Origin of the sequence: Streptomyces sp. NPDC090088, from assembly GCF_044747345.1 — a bacterium.
In the GTDB taxonomy this organism is placed as follows: Bacteria; Actinomycetota; Actinomycetes; order Streptomycetales; family Streptomycetaceae; genus Streptomyces.
Window position 1 is genome coordinate 420,635 of record NZ_JBIVDZ010000003.1, and the last position, 19,705, is coordinate 440,339.

The following is a 19,705-nucleotide window of genomic DNA, read 5'->3' on the forward strand; positions in this document are numbered from 1 at the left end:
AGGCGGACTAGCTTCGCCGCATGCCCCCACAGTCATCCCCCCGTGTCCCGCGCCTGCCCAACGGAGCGGGCCGCCGGGGTCCCGCCGCGCCCCCGGCCCTGCCCGTGCTGCCCTACCGCAAGCCCACCAAGGGCCGTGACTACTGGGTGTTCGACGACGTCCTCCCGGACGTGGACGCCGTACGCGAGCGGTGCCTGGCCAAGGACGACTGGGTCCAGGGGTACCCGTACACCTCGGAGACCTGGCCCGGGCTGCGCACCATGCCCGGCCTGGAGCCCGCCGAACTCGCGGTCGTCGAAGGGCTGGTGACCCGGGCGACCGGCGCCGGGAGGCTGTGGGTGCAGGAGGCGCCCGGCGGCGGCACCCTCAACCACAACTGCGTCCAGGTCGTCGGCGAGGGCGAGAGCGAGCCGCGCCCGCACACCGACTCGCGGGCGCTGTGCCGGTACGCGGCGGTGCTGTACCTCAACCCCGGGGTGGCCAAGGACTGCGGCACCGCCTTCTACCGCCAGTCGCTGCCGGGCGGCCGGCTCGGCGGGAACATCGTGCAGGCCCCGCACAACAACCTCGTCGAGGCACTCGGCACGCGGTTCGTCCCGGGCGACCACTTCGAGGAGGACGTCCGCGTCCCGCACAAGTACAACCGGCTGCTCCTCTACAACGCCAACCTCGTGCACAGCGCGACCGGTTACGCGGGCAGGACGCTGGAGGAGAAGCGGATGACGGCGGTCTTCTTCTGGATGGCGTGAGCGGACGGACCATGTCCCGGGTTCTGTAACAGCGGGCGTGACAGGAACACGACGGGTCCGTGACGGCGATCTCCGAACTTCCCCTCCGGGGGCCGCATCGAAAGGGGTGTCCGGCAGAGAGCCGGGGAGATCACCACCGCTGGGGGACCCCATGTCGCACCTTCGCAACCGCCGCCCGCACCTCCGCAAGACCGCCGCCGCGCTGACCGGTGCCGCCGCGCTGATGGCCCTGCTGACCGCGTGCAACGGCACCGCGAGCGGCTCCGTCAGCGCCGACGGCGGCTCGGCGGCCCCGGCCGCGGGCGACTCCACGACGGCGTCCGGCTCGACGGGCGGTGCGAAGGGCGGCTCCGGCACCGGGTCCGGCACCGGCAGCACCTCGGGCTCGTCGGGCACCTCGGGCTCGTCCACGTCGGGCGGCTCGTCCACGTCGGGCGGTTCGTCCACCTCGGGTGGCTCGTCCACCTCCGGCGGCTCGGTGCCCGCCTGCCAGGCCTCCCAGCTCGACTACTCGTGGGCGAGCGGCGACGCCGCCGCGGGCGCGGTCAAGGGCGACCAGCAGGCCGTCGTCGTGGCGCTCACCAACAAGAGCGGCCACACCTGCACGCTGTACGGCTTCCCGGGCGTCGACCTGGTCAACAGCGGTAAGCAGTGGTCGCTCCAGCGCAGCGGCGCCACCCCGCAGCGGGTCACCCTCGCCAACGGCACCGCCGCCCACTTCACGATCACCTACCTGGAGTCGGACGACTCCGACGCGTTCAGCCCGAGCACGGTGGTCATCACTGCGCCGAACCAGCGCACGTCGTACGACCTGCCCTGGCAGGGCGGACCCATCGTGCTCCAGGACGGCGCGACGCACCCGGGGACGTACGTCGGCCCCGTCACCCGTTAGGCGTAATCCCCGTGGTGGGGGTACGAGGGCGGCCGGATCGTCGTACCCATGACACAGCAGACGCATCCGGCACCGACCCCGAGCGCCGGCCGGACCGGCGACGGGATCGTCTTCGCGGGGGTCCTCCTGCTGATGAACGGCGTCTTCGCCATCCTGCAGGGCATCTCCGCGCTCGCCACCGACGACGTGTACGCACGCGTCCACGACTACGTCTACAAGATCAGCCTCACCGGCTGGGGCTGGATCCTGGTGGTCCTGGGCGCCCTCGGTGTCGTCGCGGGCGCCGCCCTCCTCAAGGGCGCCCCCGGCTGGGCCCGCGGGCTCGGTATCTTCCTGGCCGCGCTGAGCATGATCGCCCAGTTCATGTTCCTGCCGTACGCCCCGCTCTGGGCGCTCATCATGATCGCCATCGACTTCTTCGTGATCTGGGCGCTGGCGCTCTACCTCCCGGACACGCCGGACGCGGCGGGACGTCCGTAGCCGCGCCCGTCGTTCACCCCGCGTCGCGGACGCAGCGGAAGCCGGTGTGGCCGGTGGAGCTGTCGGGGGTGTTGGCGGTGCGGGCGGCGACCCGGTAGCGGTTGCAGTAGGAGGCGTGGCAGAGGTGGGAGCCGCCGCGGATGACGCGCGCGCCCCCGTGGACCGGTGCGGCGTGGCCGCCGTGCTCGGTCGTCCACCAGTCGGCGCACCACTCCCAGACGTTGCCGGACGTGTTGTACAGGCCGTGGCCGTTGGGCGCGAAGGCGTCGACGGGCGCGGTGCCGCGGTACCCGTCGGCGGCGGTGTTCCGGGTCGGGAAGGTGCCGCGCCAGATGTTGCACCGGTACTCGCCGTCCGGGTCCAGCTCGTCCCCCCACGGGTAGCGGGCCTGCTCCAGACCGCCGCGGGCCGCGTACTCCCACTCCGCCTCGGTGGGCAGCCGCTTGCCGGCCCAGGACGCGTAGGCGGCGGCGTCGTACCAGGAGACATGGACGACGGGATGGTCGCCGAGCCCGTCGAGGCCGCTGCCCGGTCCGGCCGGCCGGTTCCAGGCGGCTCCCGCGACCGCACACCACCAGGGCGTCTCCGGCGGCCGGGGCGCGTCCCGGCGCAGCGCGGCGGGCAGGAAACCGGCGAAGACGTACGACCAGCCCAGCCGTTCGGCGTCGGTGACATGCCCGGTGTCGGCGACGAACTCGGCGTACGCGTCATTGCTCACCGCGCACGCGTCCACCAGGAACGGCGCCACCCGCACCGCCCGCACCGGCCCCTCACCGTCCGCCGGAAACCCGTCGGCGTCCTCGGCCCCCATCAGGAACTCCCCGCCGGGCAGCGCGACCATGCCGTCCTCCCGCGGCGCGCCGGCGGGAGCGGGCAGGGACCGGGAGGACGGCCGCACGGGGACGGGGAGCGGCGGTTCCACGGGGACGGGGAGTTCTTCCGCGCGGGCGGAGGGCGCGCAGCACGCGGACGGCGGACGGGTGGACTCCATGTGCGGAGTGTGCCGCAGGTGTCTGTGCGCACCGCACCCGCACCCGCCCCCGGCGATAATCGCCCCATGGCACCCCCCTCGGCCTCCGCGCTCCCCCGCGGTACGGCGGCCGCCACGTGAACGTCACCCACCTGCACAGCCGTCTGCTGCCCGACCTGCTGGCGGTCGGCGCCGCGTATCCCCTGATGCTGGCCGGGGACCACGCGGCCCAGGCCCACGGCCTGTTCGACCGTGCCGGACGGACCGTGGAGGCGGCGACGCAGCATCCGGCGCCGATGCGGACGATCGCCACCACGGTCGAGGCGGGGCTGCGTGAACGCGGCTGGCGGGTGCGGATCCGCGAGTCGGACCCGCTCTCCGCGCAACTCGTCGTCACGGACGCCGTCTCGGAGGAGGACGGCGAGGTCGTCCTCCTCAAGGAGGTGCTCTGGCACCCGCCGGTCCGCACGGAACTCGGCCCGGCCCTGTCCCTGGAGGACGTGGTCGGCATGAGGGTGTGGACGCTGACCGACCGCGGCCTGCCCCGGGACCTCCTGGTCGTGCACGCCGCCGCGGCCCGCTGGACCCTCCCCGACCTGGAGGACCTCGGCCGCCGGCACGCCCGTGACACCTTCGACCTCACGGACCTGCAGTCCCGGCTGACCGGCGCGGACTGGATCGACGACCGGGAGTTCGCGGCCTGCGGTCTGGACGACGAGGCGATCACCGAGCTGCGGCAGTGGGCCCAGGCGTGGGCGGACGACATCGCGGAACGTCTGATCGAGGCCCAGCCGCCGGAGGACTGAGCCGGGAAGAGCGCCTGTCCCAGGCCCGTAACAGCCGTGGCTCCCGTGGCTGTCCGTGCGCAAGGATCATTGCGTGAGTGAAGACATAGTCGGCTTGAACCCCGTCCGGGCGGCCGGGGCCGTCGCCTCCTCCGCGTTGTTGCTGGCCGGTGCCGGGTGGGCGGTGCGGGCCGGGTGGGAGGTGCGGCTGGCCCGGGCCGGGGAGCCCGCGGGCGGGCCGCCGGACCAGGGGGACGGGCGGCACCGGGCGCTGACCTCCCTGGAGGACGGGTATCACCTCGTCAGTTCCGTGGGCGGGGTACTGACGGCCGTGTGCGTGGTCGCCTTCCTGGTGTGGCTGGGGCGGGTGCGCGGCAACGCGCGGGTGCTGTCCGGGCGGGCCCCCCGGTACCGGGGGGTGTGGGTGCTGCTCGGGTGGGTCGTGCCGATCGGGAACCTCTGGATTCCCCGGGGGGTCGTCGCCGAGGTGTACCGGGACAGCGCGCCGGGGCGGCGGCTGCCCCGGGTCGTCGACGTGTGGTGGGGGCTCTGGCTGGTGGGGCTGGTGAGCGGGGTGGGGCTCGTCCACGGCGACTCCACCGACGAACTCGTCGCGCGGGCCTACGACAACGTCTGGCCGCTGGTGCTGTGCGACCTCGCGCTGGTCGGGGCCGCCGCCGCGGGTGCGGCCGTGGTGCGGGCCGTCACCCGGGTCCAGACGGAGCGGGCGGCGCTCCACGTGTGAAGTCCGGGGCGGCGCGGTACGGACCTAGGTGCACCCGGACACCTCCGGGTGCGCGCCCCGCCGCCTCAGCCGTCAGGAGTCACACCGTGAGCAGTATCGCCATCGTGGGGGCCGGACCCGGGCTGGGGGCCGCCGTCGCCCGGCGGTTCGGGCGGGAGGGGTACGAGGTCGCGCTCGTCGCCCGGGACGGGCGGCGGCTGGACGCCCTCGCCCGTGAGCTGTCCGGCCTCGGCGTCTCCGCGCGCGGGTTCGCCGCCGACGTACGGGACCCGCTGGCCCTCGCGGGGGCGCTGGCGCGGGCCGCCGAGGAGCTCGGGACCGTCGAGATCCTGCAGTACAGCCCGGTGCCGCAGCGGGACTTCATGCTTCCCGTGCTGGAGACCACCCACGCGGACCTGCTCGGGCCGGTCGAGTTCTCCGTGTACGGGCCGGTGGCCGCCGTGCAGCAGGTGCTGCCCGGGATGCGCGAGCTGGGCCGCGGGACCGTGCTGTTCGTGAACGGCGGCACCGCCGTCATCCCCCATCCCGACCGGGCCGGTACCTCCATCGCCTTCGCCGCCGAGAGCGCCTACGGGCATCTGCTGCACGACCGGCTCGCCGGGGAGGGCATCCATGTGGCGCAGCTGGTGATCCCGGGCGCGATCGTGGCCGGGCACGCCCGCAAGGACCCCGCCGTGCTCGCCGACACGCTCTGGGAGATGCACCGGGACCGGCACGGGTTCCGGCACTACGCCGACGACCTGGAGGGGTGACCGAACGCCACAAAAGCCCTCTTGACCTCCCGTTTCCGGTCGATCTGCGCGAACATCATTTTTAGGTCAATATGGTGTTCGGTCTGATTGCTCCCCACTGGGAGCCAGGGATGGCTAAGGGGGCCAGCGATGGCTGTGGAAATCTCTCCTCTCCTCAAGCCCTCCAAGCTCAGAAGCCGTGGAGGGCTCCTCGGGGAGTGCCTGGCAGAGTTCCTGGGGACGTTCGTCCTCATTTCGTTCGGGTGTGGTGTCGTGGCGATGGCCGTCGCGGCGCTGCCCGGGTCCGGGCGCGCGGAGACGCCCACGACGATCTTCCTCGCCGCCGGCGACTGGCTCCTGATCACCTGGGGCTGGGGCCTGGCCGTGACCTTCGGCGTCTATGTGGCCGGAGGCGTCAGCGGCGCCCATCTGAACCCGGCGGTGACGCTGGCGTTCGCCGTCCGCCGCAAGTTCCCCTGGGCGAAGGTGGTGCCCTTCTGGGTGTCCCAGGTGCTCGGCGCCCTCGCCGGAGCCGCCCTGGTCTACCTCGTCTACCACGACGCGATCAACGCGTTCGACGCCGCCTCCAAGCCGCCCAAGGTCGGCGGGCACACGGAGGCCACGTTCTCCATCTTCGCCACCTTCCCCGCGCCCTACTTCCACGGCGGGATCTGGGGGCCGCTGATCGACCAGATCGTCGGCACGGCCTTCCTGGTCATGTTCATCGTGGCCGTCGTCGACCTGCGCAACACGGCCGTAGGGGCCAACCTGGGACCGCTCGTCGTCGGCTTCGTCGTCGCCGCGATCGGCATGTCCTACGGCGCGAACGCCGGCTACGCCATCAACCCCGCCCGCGACTTCGGACCGCGGCTGCTCACCTGGTTCGCCGGGTGGAAGAGCTACGCGTTCCCCGGCGACGGGGCGTGGTTCAGCGGCTACTGGTGGATCCCCATCGTCGGCCCGCTGATCGGCGGCCTGATCGGCGTGCTGATCTACGACCTGTTCATCGGCGACATCCTGCACGCCCGGCTCCAGCGGGGCGAGTTGCCCGAGCCCGGGCGCACCCGCCCCGAGACGGACGAGAAGTGAGAGCTGCCGGGGGTCACGTCTCCTTCGGCGGCTCCGCCTGGCGGCCGAGGCGCTCCACGAGCTGCTGCGCCTTGGTCACCCCCGTGTCGATCTGCTCGGTGTACTTGCCGTCGGTCCGCTCGTCGGCCAGGTCGCCGGCCTTCTCCAGACCCGTCTCGATGACGTCGCCGTGTTCCTCGGCGAGGTCCTTGGCCTTGTCCGCCAGGTTCTTCAGCCCGTCCATTCCATCGAACATGCCGAAATCGTCCCCAGGACCGGCCGGCGGTGACAAGACGGCGCCCGGGGTACCGGGCGGGGCGTGAAAGGAGCGCCCGGGCGTTTCCCGCGGTGGGCGAGGGTGGAGACTCGACGGGCAGGCAAGCCACCCACCCCTGGAGACACGCCATGAGCAGCAGCCCCCTCCTGACCGGCCTGAGCGGGAAGCTCCCCGAACTCCGGGCGCTCTACGAGGATCTGCACGCGCACCCGGAGCTGTCCTTCCAGGAGGAGCGGACCGCGTCCGTCGTCGCGGAGCGGCTGCGGGAGCAGGGCTGGGAGGTCACCGAGGGCGTCGGCGGCACCGGCGTGGTCGGGGTACTGGCCAACGGGGACGGGCCGGTCGTCCTGCTGCGGGCCGACATGGACGCGCTGCCGGTCACCGAGGAGACCGGGCTGCCGTACGCCTCGAAGAACGACGGGGTGATGCACGCGTGCGGGCACGACATGCATGTGGCGTGGCTGCTGGGGGCGACCGGGCAGCTGGCCGGCGCCCGGGACGGCTGGCGGGGGACCGTGGTGGCGGTGTTCCAGCCGGCCGAGGAGGTCGGCGGGGCGCCGAAGATGCTCGCGGACGGGTTCGCCGAGCGGTTCCCGCGGCCGGACGTGTGCCTGGCCCAGCATGTGGCGGCCGCCCCGGCGGGGCTGGTCGGGACCCGGGCGGGGGCGCTGATGGCGGGCGCGGACAGCCTGCGGGTCACGCTGTTCGGGCGGGGCGGGCACGGCTCCACGCCGGAGGCGACCGTCGACCCGGTGGTGCTGGCGGCGGCCGTGGTGCTGCGGCTGCAGACGATCGTCTCCCGGGAGGTGGGCGCGAATCAGCAGGCCGTCGTCACGGTCGGTTCGATCCATGGCGGGACCAAGGAGAACATCATCCCGGACACCGTCGAGCTGAAGCTCAACGTGCGGTCCACCACCGAGGTCGTACGGGAGCGGGTCCTCGCCGCGATCGAGCGGATCGTCCGGGCCGAGGCCGCCGCCTCCGCCGCGCCGAGGGAACCGGAGATCGCCGTCATCGACTCCTTCCCGGTCACCCACAACGACCCCGGCGCCACCGGCTCCGTCCAGGCCGCCCTGGCCGGCGCGTTCCCGGGCCTCACCTTCGAACTGACCTCTCCGGTCCCCAACAGCGAGGACTTCGGCGCCTTCGGTACGGCCCTGGGCGCGCCCTCGGTCTTCTGGTTCGTCGGCGGCGCCGACCACAAGCTGTACGAGGGCGTCGACCTGGAGGCCCTGATCCGCGACGGCATCCCGCCGCAGATCCCCTCCAACCACTCCCCGCACTTCGCCCCCGTCCCGGAGCCGACGATCGAGACGGGCGTACGGGCCCTGCTGGCCGCCGCCGACCACTGGCTGGCCCCCTGACCCGGGCCCCCGGCGGCCCGTACGGAGGCTAGGCGCCCTGCTCCAGGGCCGGGCGCAGATCCGTCCGCCGCCGTATGCCCAGCTTCTTGTAGGTGTGGGTGAGATGGGTCTCCACGGTGCGCCGGGCCAGGTGGAGCAGGGCGGCGATCTCCCCGTTGGTGCGGCCCTCGGCGGCGAGTTCGGCGATCCGCCGCTCGCTGCCGGTGAGGGAGGCGGCACCGGTACGGCGCCGGGGGGAGCGGGCGCCGCCCTTGCGCAGCGTCCGCTCGGCCAGCTCCACCAGCCGTACGGCGCCCAGCCGTTCGGCGTGCCCGGCGGCCTCGCGCAGACAGTCCCGGGCCCGGGCGGCCTCGCCGGCGGCGGTCAGCCGGCGGCCGAGCGCGATCAGTGCCTCCGTGGGCTCCGCACCGGCGTCGGGGGCGTCCCGCAGCAACGCCACCGCCTGCTCGGCGAGTTCCAGGCCGCGGCGGCCGACGGTCGCCGCACCGAGCACCCGCAGCGCCCGGCCCACCGTGCGCGGGGTGCCCCAGACCCGGGCCAGCCGCAGCTCCTCCTCGGCCAGGGCGATCGCCTCCAGCGGACGGCCGAGGGCCAGCCGGCACTCGGCGGCGGCCGTGCGCCAGGGCGTCACCACCGGGCTGACCACCTCCCGGGCCGACTGCCGGCGGCCGCACTCCAGGAAGTCGTGCAGTGCCGCGGCCGGATCACCGGCGGCGGCCCGCACCACCCCCCGCGCGTACAGGAACCGGTTCAGCTCCCAGGAGTCCGGTGCCTCCCCCAGGTCGATCCCGGCGACCAGCCGCTCGGCCTGCGCGGTACGGCCCGTCTCCACCAGCGCGATCAGGGTGTGCGCGTGGACGTTGGTCGGCGCGACCGCCTCGGACGCGTCGGCCAGGTGCGCGTAGTCGGCGCGGGCCGCCGCGATGTCCGTACGGTTGTTGATCAGGGCCTGGTGCATGGGGTGCAGCAGGTCGGGGCGCTGCCCGGCCAGACCGCGGTCCACCAGCCGGTCGGCCTCGTCGAGTTCGTCGGCCCACTGGGCGACCGTGGCCGCGGTACCGACCAGGAACGGCTCGGTGAGCGGGTCGGAGGGCTCGGCGAGCAGGGTGCGCAGCTGCCGCATGGCGTCCCTGGCGGAGGTGAGGCCCGCGCCGGCCGCGTGCCGCACGAGCAGGGCCTGGCCGGCGGTGCCGACCAGCTCCGGGGAGCGGTCGGCGTTCTCGGACAGCCGCTGGTAGAGCTCCTGGCGTATCTCCTGGTCCTGGTCGGAGAAGAGGACGGAGGCGGTGTGCAGGGTGCGCACCAGGTCCGGGTGGCCGTCCAGTTCGCCGTCCACCCAGCGCAGCACCTCGACGGCCTTGCGGGTGCGGCCCCGGCCGGTCAGCGCGGTGCCGAGGGCGACGGCCGCGCGCACCCGGTCCTGCGGGGCGGCGGGCAGCCGCACTGCCTCGGCGAGCCGGGGGATCGCGGCGGTGGAGCGGGGCGCCGCGTACTCCAGTGAGCCCAGTTCGGTCAGCAGCCGCTGCCGGCGCTCGTCGGGAAGGGGTTCCTCCAGGGCGCGGCGCAGGTAGGCGACGGCGTCCTCCTGGCGGCCCTCGTAGAGGGCGAGGGTGGCCGCGTCCTGCAGCAGGGGCGGGGCCCAGGGGGCCTCCACCGGTCCGGTGGAGAGCAGTTGGCGGGCCACGGCCTCGGCGGGGGCGTCCTGGTGCAGCAGCGCCTCGGCGATCGCCCGGTGCGCGGCGCGGCGGTCGGCGCCGGGGACGCCGGAGAGGATCGCGTCGCGCAGCAGCGGGTGCGGGTAGTGCGGGCGGCCGTCGGGACCCGGCGTGAGCAGGCCGAGGTTGGTCATGGCGGTGAGCCAGCCGGCCACCCGGGTGGGGTCGGCGTCGGCCAGTTCGGCGAGGAGCGGGGTGATGTCCTGCTCCGGCAGACCGCCGGCGGTGTCCTCCTCCAGGACGGCGAGCGCGCGGGCCACCTCGGTGGTGGCCGGGCCGGCGCTGTCCAGCCACCACTGGACGGCCGCCGGGTACGCGCCCGGGTAGAGGGCGGCCGTGGCGGTGGGGACCTGCGGGTGCCGGGTGTCGTCGAGGTCGTCGAGGAGGGCGCGCAGCAGCAGCGGGCTGCCGGCGGCGGCGCTCACACAGGCGTCGACCCAGGCCCGGTCTGCGCCGGGGAACGCCTCGCGCACCCGGCCCGCCGCGGCCTCGGGGGTGAGGGGGGCGAGGGTGTGGGTGCGGACCAGGGCCGGGGGGAGGGAGTGGGCGAAGCCGGGGGCGGGCGGGGCCAGGTCGTACTGGCTGCGCTCGCTGACCAGGAGCAGGATCGGTAAGCGGTCGATGTGCCGGGCGGACTCCACGAGCCAGCGGTGCGAGGGGGCGTCGGCGAGGTGCACGTCGTCGACGGCGACGAGCAGCGGGGAGTCCTCGGCGTAGGAGCGCAGCACCCGCCAGAGTCCGGCGGCGGTGGCCCGCTCGTCGCCGTCCACCGCGAGGTCGGCGAACTCCGGTACCGGGCCGAGGAGTTGCAGCACCGTGGCGAAGGAGATGGCGGTGTCGGCGGGGGAGCAGCGGGCGCGCAGCGTTCTCAGCCCGAGGGCGGCCGCGTGTGCGGCGGCGGCCTCCAGGACGGTGGTGCGGCCGGTTCCGGTGGCGCCCCGCAGCAGCACGAGCCGGCCGCCGCCGGTCCGCGTGCGGTCGGCTTCCGCCGCCAACAGGTGCATGGCGTCGGCGAGTTCAGGGGACGGATGGGTCATTCCTGGCTCCTCGCGGTGCGCGTGTGGGTTCGGGGGGTTAGAGGGGGTGGGGGCGGGAGAGGTTGTGGGAAGGCGGGGGCGGGGGTGTCGTTTGTTGCCGGGGCGTCATATTTGGTACGGGGCTGTGGAGTTGGGTGGGATGCCTGCGGTTGTGGGGCCGGTGCGGGTGCTTTGTGGCTGGTCGCGCAGTTCCCCGCGCCCCCAAGAAGGTGGGTCCACCGGTCGTGCCCCGATAGGGGCGCGGGGAACTGCGCGAACGGCCCCCACCGGCCCGCACCGGCCCCACAACCCCGCCACCCCCACCCGGCGCCCCAACATCTCGTGGTCGTTCTCGTGGTGCTCCACGATTGCCGGTGCCCCATCGGGCACAGCAGGCTGAGGTACTCCCGCCTGTCACCGTTCCCTCAGGGGTGGCCGGCACGTGGACATAGGGGAAGCGGTTGCTCAGCCACAGCTCAGTCGTATCGGGCGGGCGCACGCCCGTCACTGTGTACGCACCGGACCCGATCTCGCGAGAGGGCGCGCTGAGCCAGTTGCGGCGCCATCCGGAGGTCGAGTTGCGGGAGGAGTCCGAGACCGGGCCCGGCACCGTCGCGCTGCTGATCAGCGACAGCCTCGACGAACCGGAGCTGACCCGGCTGCGCAGGGTCGTGCGCAGTGAGGGCGCGCGCGCCGTGCTCGTGGTCGGGGCGTTGCGCGAGACCGAGTTGCTCGATGTGATCGAGTGCGGGGTCGGGGCCATCGTATGGCGCCAGGAGGCCACCGAGCACCGGCTGGTACAGGCCGTGCTCGCGGCCGCGCGGGGCGACGGGGACCTGCCCGCCGACCTGCTCGGCCGGCTCATCAACCAGGTCGGGACCCTGCACCGTAACGCGGCGGGCCGGCCGGGCGCGCCGGCCTCCGGGCTGTCCGCCCGCGAGGTGGACGTACTGCGGCTGGTCGCCGAGGGGCTCGACACCGGTGAGATCGCCAGCAAGCTGTCCTACTCCGAGCGCACCGTCAAGAACGTCATGCACGGGCTGACGACCCGGCTGCATCTGCGCAACCGGGCCCACGCCGTGGCCCATGCCCTCCGGGAAGGCTACATCTGACCGAACGGGCACCGGACACCGGTTCGGGGGCAGCGGGGTCTGCCCGGTGGTGCCTGCGGGGCGCCCGTGGTGGGCGGCAGGATGGAGACTGGGCGAAAGGTGAGCGGGGAGCGGTGAGTTCGGCGTGATCCACGAGGTGGACCAGGTGCTGCGGAACCTGCTGACCGGCGGTGCGCTGGCCGGCGCCGGCATCGAGGTCTCCTTCGACGCCCCGACCCGGGACTGGGCGGCCCGCCGCAACGGCCCGGTGATCAACAGCTATCTGTACGACATCCGCGAGGACGTGGCCCGGCGGCAGCGCGGGCACATCGACGTCCGGGACGAGCGGGACGTCGTCGTCAAGCGCCGCCAGCCGCCCCGCTGGTTCCGGCTGTCGTACCTGGTGACGGCGTGGACCAAGCGGCCGGAGGACGAACACCGGCTGATCAGCGCCGTGCTGGCGACCTTGATCCCGAGGGAACTGATCCACCCCTCCGAACTTCCTGGTTCGCTCGGCGCGCTGGGCCTGACGATCCCGCTCTCCTGTGCCGGGATCCAGTCCGAGGCCCGCTCCCTCGCCGAGATCTGGTCGGCGCTCGGCGGTGAGCTCAAGCCGTCCCTGGACGTCGTCATCACGGCGCCCTTCCCTGCCTACCCGGAGTACGACGCCGGACCGCCCGTCACCGAGGGCGCCGCCGTGCGGGTCCGCGCCGGACTGGAGGAGACCGCGCCGGTGCTGGAGGAGCGGGCCCACCGGGCCGGGCAGATCGCGGAGGCCAAGGCGGCCCGGGGGACCCGGGCGTGACCCTCGACGTCTCCGTGGAGACGGCCGCACCGCTGCTCGCCCGGCTCTCCGAACTGCGTGAGCGGACCGCCGCCCTGGTCGCCCACCGCTCCGCCGACGACCCGACCGCCACCGACCCGCTGCGCGGCCTCTATCTGTCGGCGGAAGCGGTGCGGCATCTGCTGCGCCCGGCGGACCCGGCCGAACTCCCCCCTCTGGAGGGGGACTTCCCGGACCGGCTCGCCGACCTCGCCGTCCGCCTCCGGCTCACCCCCCTCGACACCGCGGTCCTGCTGATCGCGCTCGCCCCGGACCTCGACCGCTCCTTCGAGCCGCTGTACGGCTACCTCAACGACGACGTCGGCCGCCGCCGCGCCACCGTCGGCCTCGCCCTCGACCTGTACGGCCTCCCCGTCCACCTCGCCGAGGCCCGCGCCCGGTTCCACCCCACCGCCCCGCTCACCGTGCTCGGCCTGCTCACCGTCGAGGAACCCGAACGGCCCTTCCTCAGCCGCTCGTTGCGCGTCCCCGACCGGGTGCTGGCCCACCTCCTGGGCGACGACACCCCGGACGCGGCGCTCGCCGGCCGGCTGCGAGAGGCGTCGTACGACGGGGAGGCCGTGGACGAGGAGTTCGTGGCGCGGCTGGGCGCGCGGCTCGGCCGGGGCCCGCTCTTCGGCTATCTGCGGGAGCGGCGGGAGGGGGCCGGGCTCGGCTCCGCGACGGCCGCGCTGCGGTATGCGGGCCTGGCGGCCTGGCACTACACCGGTCCCGAGGAGCAGGTCCCGGAGCTGTTGCGGGAGGCCCGGCTGAGCGGGCGGGCCGTGCTCGTCGACCGGCCGAAGCCGGGGGAGCTCGTCAAGGCGCTGGACTCGGGCGCCGGGGATGTCACCGTGCTGGTCACGACCCCGCACCCGTACGACCCCCAGTGGTGCGACCACGGTGACCCGCTCGTCCTGGAGGTGCCCGCCCGGCGCGCCGCCGCCGTGGACGCCTGGGCCGCCGCACTGCCCGGGGACTTCGGGTTCGATCTCGCGGCGACCGTCGCCCCCTACCACCTCGGCGGCGACCGGCTGGTGCGCGCCGTCCGGGCCGCGCGGGACCTCGCCGCGTTCGACGGGACCCCGCTGGCCGCCGCGCATCTGCGGCTGGCCGCCCGCCAGCAGTCGGCCTCCGGGCTGGAACAGCACGCCCGCCGGATCCGGCCCGCCGTCGACTGGCGCGACCTGGTGCTGCCCGAACGCCCGCTCACGGAGCTGCGGGAGCTCGCGCTGCGGGCCCGGCACCGCGACCGGGTGCTCGGCGACTGGCGGCTGAGCGCGGGCGGCGGCCGGGGCCGCGGGGTGCTGGGCCTGTTCGCCGGCGAGTCGGGCACCGGCAAGACCCTGTCGGCGGAGGTGGTCGCCGCCGAGCTGGGACTGGACCTGTATGTGGTCCAGTTGTCCTCCGTCGTCGACAAGTACGTCGGCGAGACCGAGAAGAACCTGGAACGCATCTTCAGCGAGGCCGACCGCACCGACGCCGTGCTGCTCTTCGACGAGGCCGACGCCGTCTTCGGCAAGCGGTCCGAGGTCAAGGACGCCCACGACCGGTACGCCAACCTGGAGTCGGCCTACCTCCTGCAGCGCCTGGAGGCCTTCGACGGCATCGCGCTGCTCACCACCAACCTGCGTGCCAACATCGACGAGGCCTTCACCCGCCGTCTCGACCTGGTCGTGGACTTCCCGTTCCCGGACCGGGAGCAGCGGCTGGCGCTGTGGCGGCACGGCCTGGCGCACGTGCCGAGCGAGGAGGGCGTCGAACTGGGCACGCTGGCCGCCGAGTTCGAGCTGGCGGGCGGTTCGATCCGGAGCGCGGTGGTGACGGCCGCCTATCTCGCCGCCGGGCGCGGCGGCCCGGTCACCGCGGCGGACCTGCTGGAGGGCGCCCGGCGCGAGTACCGCAAGGCCGGGCGCCTGGTGCCGGGCGTCTGGTGATCAGACGCCCGACGACTTCACGATCTTCCACTCCTGGTCGTCGTCGTTCGAGCAGTAGTACAGGGTCAGGTTCGTGTCGTTGCCGCCGGTGCTGAAGCCGGCGACGTCCAGGCAGAGGTTGTTGCTGGCGAAGTTGCGGATCCAGTAGTCGCCGCTGGGCTGCTTGTCGATCCACCAGAGCTGGTTGTCGGCCTTGGTGCCGTCGCAGTTGTACTCGGTGATCGGCGCGGACAGCCTGGCCGAGCCGTAGTCGGGCAGGTCCATGCAGAGCTGGTCCTTGACGTTGCGGATCTGGAAGAGCGCGGCCGAGCCGGGACCGCCCTTCGGGTACCGCACCTCCAGGTTCCACAGCTGGTTGTCGGCGCTGGTCTCGTCGCAGGTGTACTCCCGCACCGGGCCGTTGCTGCTCCCCTTGTCGTAGCCGGGGATGTCCGCGCACTTCTTGGTGGTCGCGTTGCGCAGCAGCACGCTGTACGCCGGCACCACCGGCTTCGGGGTCTTCTTCTTGGTCGCCTCGGGGGACGGCTGGGCCTGGCCGCCGCCCCCGCCCGACTGCGTGTCCGGTGTCGTGTCGCCGCCGTTCTCCGGCTGCTGCACCGGCGACTGCGAGGGGGCCGGCGCCGCCGCCAGCGGTGCGCTGGCCGTGGGGCTGGGCGCCAGGCTGCTCACGCCCGCCGCCTGGACCTCCTGGAGCTGGCTCTTGACCGGTGGTTTGTAGGCGAACCAGATCAGCGCGAAGGTGATGGCGAGGGCGGTCAGGGTGCCGAAGAGGGTGGCCAGCCAGCGGGGCAGGAACCCGCGCTGGACGTAGGTGCCGTCCACAGGCTGTGGATTGACGCCCGCGCGCTGGACGGTGAGCTGGTACGGCCGCTGTTCCTTGGGCCCGAACCAGATGATCTTCCGGGGCTTGAGCGTGGCCTTGACGAAGGCGGCCCGGCCGGGCTCGATCTGGACGTTGCTGGGGTGCAGGTCGTAGGCGAGCTGGTCGCCGTTGTCACTGCCGCTCACCGAGGCGGTCAGCCTGGTGTTGCCCAGGTTGTCGATCGCCAGCTGCGGGCGGCCCCGGAACCGGCCCTTGACCGTCGGCGGGACCAGCTCGGCCCGGACCTCCGTGAAGGGCGTGATGGTGAGGTTGCCCTCGGGGACGGTGACGGCCTCGGGGTGCTCGGTGGGCGTGATCCGGACGGCGTACGGGTTGGGTCCGGCCGTCGCGTCGGAGGTGCGGGGCGGGGCGAAGGTCAGCTCCACCGTCCCCGTCGTGCCCGGGTAGAGGCGCAGGGCCTGGGGCTCGATCGTCGTCCAGGGGGCGAGCGCGCCCACCGGTTCGAAGCGGTACTCGTCGACGACGTCCCCGGTGTTGCGCAGCCGCAGCCGCACCCGGGTCGAGGACCCCGGGTCGACGGTCGCGGAGGCGGGTTCGAGCGAGGTCCACAGGGTCACGGCGTCACCGTCAGCTTGAAGGCCTCCAGCCAGAGCGTGTTGTCGAGGGTGCCGACGAAGTCGAGGTCGTTGTTGTCACTGCGTGAACCCTTGCACCACTGGTCGCCCCAGTCGTGGTCGCGGACCTTCGCGTAGTTGCAGCCGTGGCCGCTGCCGACGTTGAAGGCGAAACCCTCGATGTAGGGGTCGGACGCCTTGGTGCTGCCGATGTAGTTGTCCTTGCCGTCGGCGATGATCGCCGTCCAGTTCGGGCTCCACGTGCCCTGGCCGTTGGTGGAGTTCGGGTCGTAGTGGAACCAGTTCGCGGCGGAGCCCTGGACGCCGTACACCGCGAGGTTGACGGCCTTGATCGGCACGTTCTTGCCGACGGTGCCGGACATGGTGCCGTCGCAGACGGGCTTCTGCCAGCCGGTGCCCTGGACGTAGGAGCGGTAGCAGATGTGCCGCCCGGCCGGGTCGTCGGCGGCGAGCCGGTTCACCGCGGTCGCGGCCGTCTCCTGCTTGGGCTTCGCGGTCACGGTGGCCGTCGCGCCACCGCCGCCTCCCCCGCCACTGCCACCGCCGCCGTCATTGCCGCTGTTCCCGGTGTCGGCGGGCGCGGTCGAGGGCGTCTCGCTGGGGGCCGGCGGCGGGGTCGGGGTCGCGGTGGGGCTGGGCGCCAGGCTGCTCACGCCCGCCGCCTGGACCTCCTGGAGCTGGCTCTTGACCGGTGGTTTGTAGGCGAACCAGATCAGCGCGAAGGTGATGGCGAGGGCGGTCAGGGTGCCGAAGAGGGTGGCCAGCCAGCGGGGCAGGAACCCGCGCTGGATGTAGGTGCCGTCCACCGGCTCGGGCTTGAGCCCCGACCGCTGCACCGTGAGCTGGTACGGCCGCTGTTCCTTGGGCCCGAACCAGATGATCTTCCGCGGCTTCAGGGTGGCGTCGACGAAGGCGGCCCGGCCCGGTTCGATCTGGACGTTGCTGGGGTGCAGGTCGTAGGCGAGCTGGTCGCCGTTGTCACTGCCGCTCACCGAGGCGGTCAGCCTGGTGTTGCCGAGGTTGTCGATGGCCAGCTTGGGGCGGCCCCGGAACCGGCCCTTGACGGTGGGCGGAACCAGTTCCGCGCGCATCTCCGTGAAGGGCGTGATGGTGAGGTTGCCCTCGGGGACGGTGACGGCCTCGGGGTGCTCGGTGGGGGTGATGCGGACGGCGTACGGGTTGGGTCCGGCCGTCGCGTCGGGGGTGCGGGGCGGGGCGAAGGTCAGCTCCACCGTGCCGGTGGTCCCCGGATAGAGCCGGAGCGTCTGGGGCTCGATCGTCGTCCAGGGGGCGAGCGCGCCCACCGGTTCGAAGCGGTACTCGTCGACGACGTCTCCGGTGTTGCGCAGCCGCAGGCGTACGCGTGTCGAAGCGCCCGGGTCGACGGTCGCGGAGGCGGGTTCCAGGGAAGTCCACAGGCTCACGGCACGACGCTAGGGGACCCGCGGCGAATGGTCAGGAGCCCACGGGGCAGGCCGGGTTGCCCCGACCCGCGCCCGTGTTGCCCCCGGGTTCACCACTCGTCGTCGGAGTCGAGGATCACGGTCCGGCGCCGCCGGGAGGCCCGTGGCCGGACCCGGTTGTAGTCCGTCTCGTAGTCCTCGTCGTGCACCTGCTGGCTGCTCACCGGCTCGTCGTACTGGGAGGACGGCGCCGCGTAGTTGCGCTCCGCCGCGTACCGGCTGCGGCTGCGGTGGCGTGCCGCGCGGCTCTGGCTGCGGGCCCGGCGCGAGCGGGACGCCTGCTCCTCCTCGTAGTCCCCGCCGCCGTACTCGACGTAGCTGTCGAGATCGGCCTGGGTCAGGGTGACGGGCGGCCGGCTCCGCCCGCGCTCGGCCCGCCGCACGCTGCGGCTTCGGCTGCGCTCGCGGGGCGTCGGCGCGGCGTACAGCTCCTCGTCGTCGTACACCTCGGGGGCGGCGGGGGCCGGCCGGCTGCGGCTGCGGCCCCGGGGGTCCTCGTACTCGCTGGTCCGGCGCCTGCGGCTGCGGCTGCGGGCGCGCCGCTGCTCCGTCTCCTCGCGGTCCCGGTACTCCCGCGGTTCCTCGTGCTCCTCGGGGCTGTTGCTGCGCCGGTCGGACTCGATGTAGTACGTCTTGCGGCGGCCGGCCACGTCGGCGCTCTTGTTCTTCCCGGAGATCCGGTGCTGGTAGCCGTACTCCTCCAGGTTCTCGTCGGGGTCGTGGCCCGCCCTGACGACCCGCATGCCGGGCGGGACCGCGTTGCGGTTCTCCAGGCCGTAGAAGCTGTTGTGCACGCCCGGGCGCGCGTACTGGTCCGGGCGCGGTGTCGTGATGCTCACGGACACGTCGTCGCGGCCCATGCGCTCGGGCAGCCGGTTGGTGTCGCGGACCAGCTGCTGGGTGGAGTAGCCGCGGGTGCCGCGGGGCACGCGCGGCATCTGGAAGTGCAGGTTGGCCTCCGGGCCGACATGCTGCAGCCGCTGCGCCGACTCCTCCCGGCTCAGGTCCATGTCGTTGAGGACCGGCACACCGAGGCGGCGCAGGTCCTCCCGGTTGCGGTCGTAGGTCTCGTAGTCCTGCTCGGGTTCGCGCTCGAACGTCGTGATGGCGATGTCGTCCGCCGCGCGGGGGTCCCTGCGTACCCGTGCGCGGGCCGCCGACCCGTCGGCCTCGGACAGGAAGACCTGGCTGCGGTCGGCGAGGTTCTCCTCGGCCGGACGCCGCTGGCCCGGCGGATGGATACCGCCCACCCGGGCGCGCGGCCCGAGGACGTTGGAGGGCCGGATCTCCACCCGGCCGAAGCGCTCGGTGTCGAAGACCTCCCGGCCGTTGGACCGGACCCGGACGTACCGGCCGACCTCCTGACGGCCGTTGACGAGGATCTCGAAGAGCTGTCCCGCGTCGGCCGGGTGCATCCGGCTCCCGCCGCTGCCGCCGCCCCCGCCCCCACCGCTGCTGTTGCCGCCCTTCGGCATCCGGGCCACCGGGACGGTACCCGTGCCCGTCGCCGCCGCCGGGCTCTGCGCGGCCGTGGGCGCGGCCATCGAGCCGCCGCTGCGGATCCGGTGGGCGATGGAGTCGGCCTCCTGCTCGTGCCGGTCGCTCGGGTCGGAGAGCCGCACCCCGGCGCCCGTGTCGGTGCCCTCCACCGGGCCCTTCTGCTGCTGCCAGGCGTGCGCCAGCTCGTGCAGCATGGTGTGTTCGTCCGCGCCGCCCGCGCCGACCACGATGTGCCGGCCGGAGGTGTACGCGCGGGCCCCGAACTCGGCCGCCGAACGCTCCGCCTCGGGACCGGTGTGCATGACGACGTCGCTGAAGTCGGTGCCCATGCCCTGCTCGGCCTTGGCCCGGATCGCCGAGTCGACCGGACGTCCCGGTGTGCCCAGCACCCCCAGTACCGCCCTGCGCTGCACCGGGGTGTCCTGCTGGGCGTGCCCGCAGCCGGCGTCGTGCTCGTGCCGCTCCTCCTCGACGGCACGGGCCACGGCCGCGTTGCCCGCCCGGCGCTGGAGCGCCAGCATCCGCTGTGCGGTGGTGCCGACGGGCGGCGGGACACTCGGGCTCTGCCGCCGGCCGCGGTCCTGCCGTTCCCCGGACTGCTGTTCGCGCACGCTGTTTCCCCTCACGTCGGGCCGGTCCAG

17 protein-coding genes are annotated in these 19,705 nt (G+C 73.7%); 11 read left to right on the forward strand and 6 right to left on the reverse strand.

What is annotated here, in order from left to right; all coding sequences use genetic code 11:
- Positions 1-20: 20 nt before the first annotated feature.
- The 3 genes from ACIPSJ_RS17825 to ACIPSJ_RS17835 all read left to right on the forward strand — a co-directional run bounded on the left by ACIPSJ_RS17825 (position 21) and on the right by ACIPSJ_RS17835 (position 2,121).
- A complete protein-coding gene (locus ACIPSJ_RS17825; protein WP_401346707.1) occupies positions 21-749 on the forward strand; it encodes a DUF6445 family protein in 729 nt (242 codons plus the stop codon).
- 151 nt (positions 750-900) lie between these two features.
- Entirely contained in the window at positions 901-1,641 is a 741-nt protein-coding gene (locus ACIPSJ_RS17830; RefSeq protein WP_401346710.1) for a DUF4232 domain-containing protein, read from the forward strand.
- 48 nt (positions 1,642-1,689) lie between these two features.
- A complete protein-coding gene (locus tag ACIPSJ_RS17835) occupies positions 1,690-2,121 on the forward strand; it encodes a hypothetical protein (RefSeq protein ID WP_401346712.1) in 432 nt (143 codons plus the stop codon).
- Positions 2,122-2,134: 13 nt separating this feature from the next.
- On the opposite strand, the gene ACIPSJ_RS17840 is transcribed toward ACIPSJ_RS17835, so the two are convergent.
- Positions 2,135-3,112 (reverse strand): formylglycine-generating enzyme family protein, encoded by a 978-nt coding sequence (locus ACIPSJ_RS17840; protein WP_401346714.1) that lies wholly within the window; start codon positions 3,110-3,112, stop codon positions 2,135-2,137.
- Positions 3,113-3,228: 116 nt separating this feature from the next.
- Here ACIPSJ_RS17840 and ACIPSJ_RS17845 point away from each other — a divergent pair, with 116 nt between their 5' ends.
- The 4 genes from ACIPSJ_RS17845 (at position 3,229) to ACIPSJ_RS17860 (ending at position 6,441) form a co-directional block, all read left to right on the forward strand.
- Positions 3,229-3,897 carry a hypothetical protein gene (locus ACIPSJ_RS17845; protein WP_401346717.1) on the forward strand — a complete coding sequence of 223 codons (669 nt, stop codon included), beginning with the start codon at positions 3,229-3,231 and terminating at the stop codon, positions 3,895-3,897.
- 73 nt (positions 3,898-3,970) lie between these two features.
- A complete protein-coding gene (locus ACIPSJ_RS17850; RefSeq protein WP_401346720.1) occupies positions 3,971-4,621 on the forward strand; it encodes a DUF4328 domain-containing protein in 651 nt (216 codons plus the stop codon).
- A gap of 86 nt (positions 4,622-4,707) precedes the next feature.
- Positions 4,708-5,373 (forward strand): SDR family NAD(P)-dependent oxidoreductase, encoded by a 666-nt coding sequence (locus ACIPSJ_RS17855; protein ID WP_359211214.1) that lies wholly within the window; start codon positions 4,708-4,710, stop codon positions 5,371-5,373.
- 129 nt (positions 5,374-5,502) lie between these two features.
- On the forward strand, positions 5,503-6,441 hold the full coding sequence (locus tag ACIPSJ_RS17860) for an MIP/aquaporin family protein (protein WP_359211211.1): 939 nt from the start codon (positions 5,503-5,505) through the stop codon (positions 6,439-6,441).
- 13 nt (positions 6,442-6,454) lie between these two features.
- Here the strand turns inward: ACIPSJ_RS17860 and ACIPSJ_RS17865 are convergent, their stop codons facing one another.
- Complete coding sequence (locus ACIPSJ_RS17865) at positions 6,455-6,676, reverse strand: antitoxin (protein ID WP_355721146.1); 222 nt, start codon at positions 6,674-6,676, stop codon at positions 6,455-6,457.
- Positions 6,677-6,825: 149 nt separating this feature from the next.
- Here ACIPSJ_RS17865 and ACIPSJ_RS17870 point away from each other — a divergent pair, with 149 nt between their 5' ends.
- Positions 6,826-8,061, forward strand: coding sequence for an amidohydrolase (locus ACIPSJ_RS17870; RefSeq protein ID WP_401346723.1), 1,236 nt, complete (start codon positions 6,826-6,828; stop codon positions 8,059-8,061).
- A 28-nt stretch (positions 8,062-8,089) separates the two neighbouring features.
- On the opposite strand, the gene ACIPSJ_RS17875 is transcribed toward ACIPSJ_RS17870, so the two are convergent.
- Positions 8,090-10,813, reverse strand: coding sequence for a LuxR C-terminal-related transcriptional regulator (locus ACIPSJ_RS17875; RefSeq protein ID WP_401346726.1), 2,724 nt, complete (start codon positions 10,811-10,813; stop codon positions 8,090-8,092).
- 488 nt (positions 10,814-11,301) lie between these two features.
- Here ACIPSJ_RS17875 and ACIPSJ_RS17880 point away from each other — a divergent pair, with 488 nt between their 5' ends.
- The 3 genes from ACIPSJ_RS17880 (at position 11,302) to ACIPSJ_RS17890 (ending at position 14,643) form a co-directional block, all read left to right on the forward strand.
- Complete coding sequence (locus ACIPSJ_RS17880; protein ID WP_355721154.1) at positions 11,302-11,904, forward strand: response regulator transcription factor; 603 nt, start codon at positions 11,302-11,304, stop codon at positions 11,902-11,904.
- A 124-nt stretch (positions 11,905-12,028) separates the two neighbouring features.
- Complete coding sequence (locus ACIPSJ_RS17885; RefSeq protein ID WP_355721157.1) at positions 12,029-12,688, forward strand: DUF4255 domain-containing protein; 660 nt, start codon at positions 12,029-12,031, stop codon at positions 12,686-12,688.
- Positions 12,685-14,643, forward strand: coding sequence for an AAA family ATPase (locus ACIPSJ_RS17890; protein ID WP_401346730.1), 1,959 nt, complete (start codon positions 12,685-12,687; stop codon positions 14,641-14,643). The genes ACIPSJ_RS17885 and ACIPSJ_RS17890 overlap by 4 nt, the downstream gene beginning before the upstream one ends.
- On the opposite strand, the gene ACIPSJ_RS17895 is transcribed toward ACIPSJ_RS17890, so the two are convergent.
- The 3 genes from ACIPSJ_RS17895 to ACIPSJ_RS17905 all read right to left on the reverse strand — a co-directional run bounded on the left by ACIPSJ_RS17895 (position 14,644) and on the right by ACIPSJ_RS17905 (position 19,675).
- Positions 14,644-16,083 carry an RICIN domain-containing protein gene (locus ACIPSJ_RS17895; RefSeq protein ID WP_401346732.1) on the reverse strand — a complete coding sequence of 480 codons (1,440 nt, stop codon included), beginning with the start codon at positions 16,081-16,083 and terminating at the stop codon, positions 14,644-14,646.
- Positions 16,080-17,525, reverse strand: a complete 1,446-nt coding sequence (locus tag ACIPSJ_RS17900) for a hydrolase (protein WP_401346735.1) — start codon at positions 17,523-17,525, stop codon at positions 16,080-16,082. The genes ACIPSJ_RS17895 and ACIPSJ_RS17900 overlap by 4 nt, the downstream gene beginning before the upstream one ends.
- Positions 17,526-17,614: 89 nt before the next feature.
- Positions 17,615-19,675: a DUF4157 domain-containing protein gene (locus tag ACIPSJ_RS17905; RefSeq protein ID WP_401346738.1), complete on the reverse strand. Its 2,061-nt coding sequence runs from the start codon at positions 19,673-19,675 to the stop codon at positions 17,615-17,617.
- Positions 19,676-19,705 lie beyond the last annotated feature (30 nt).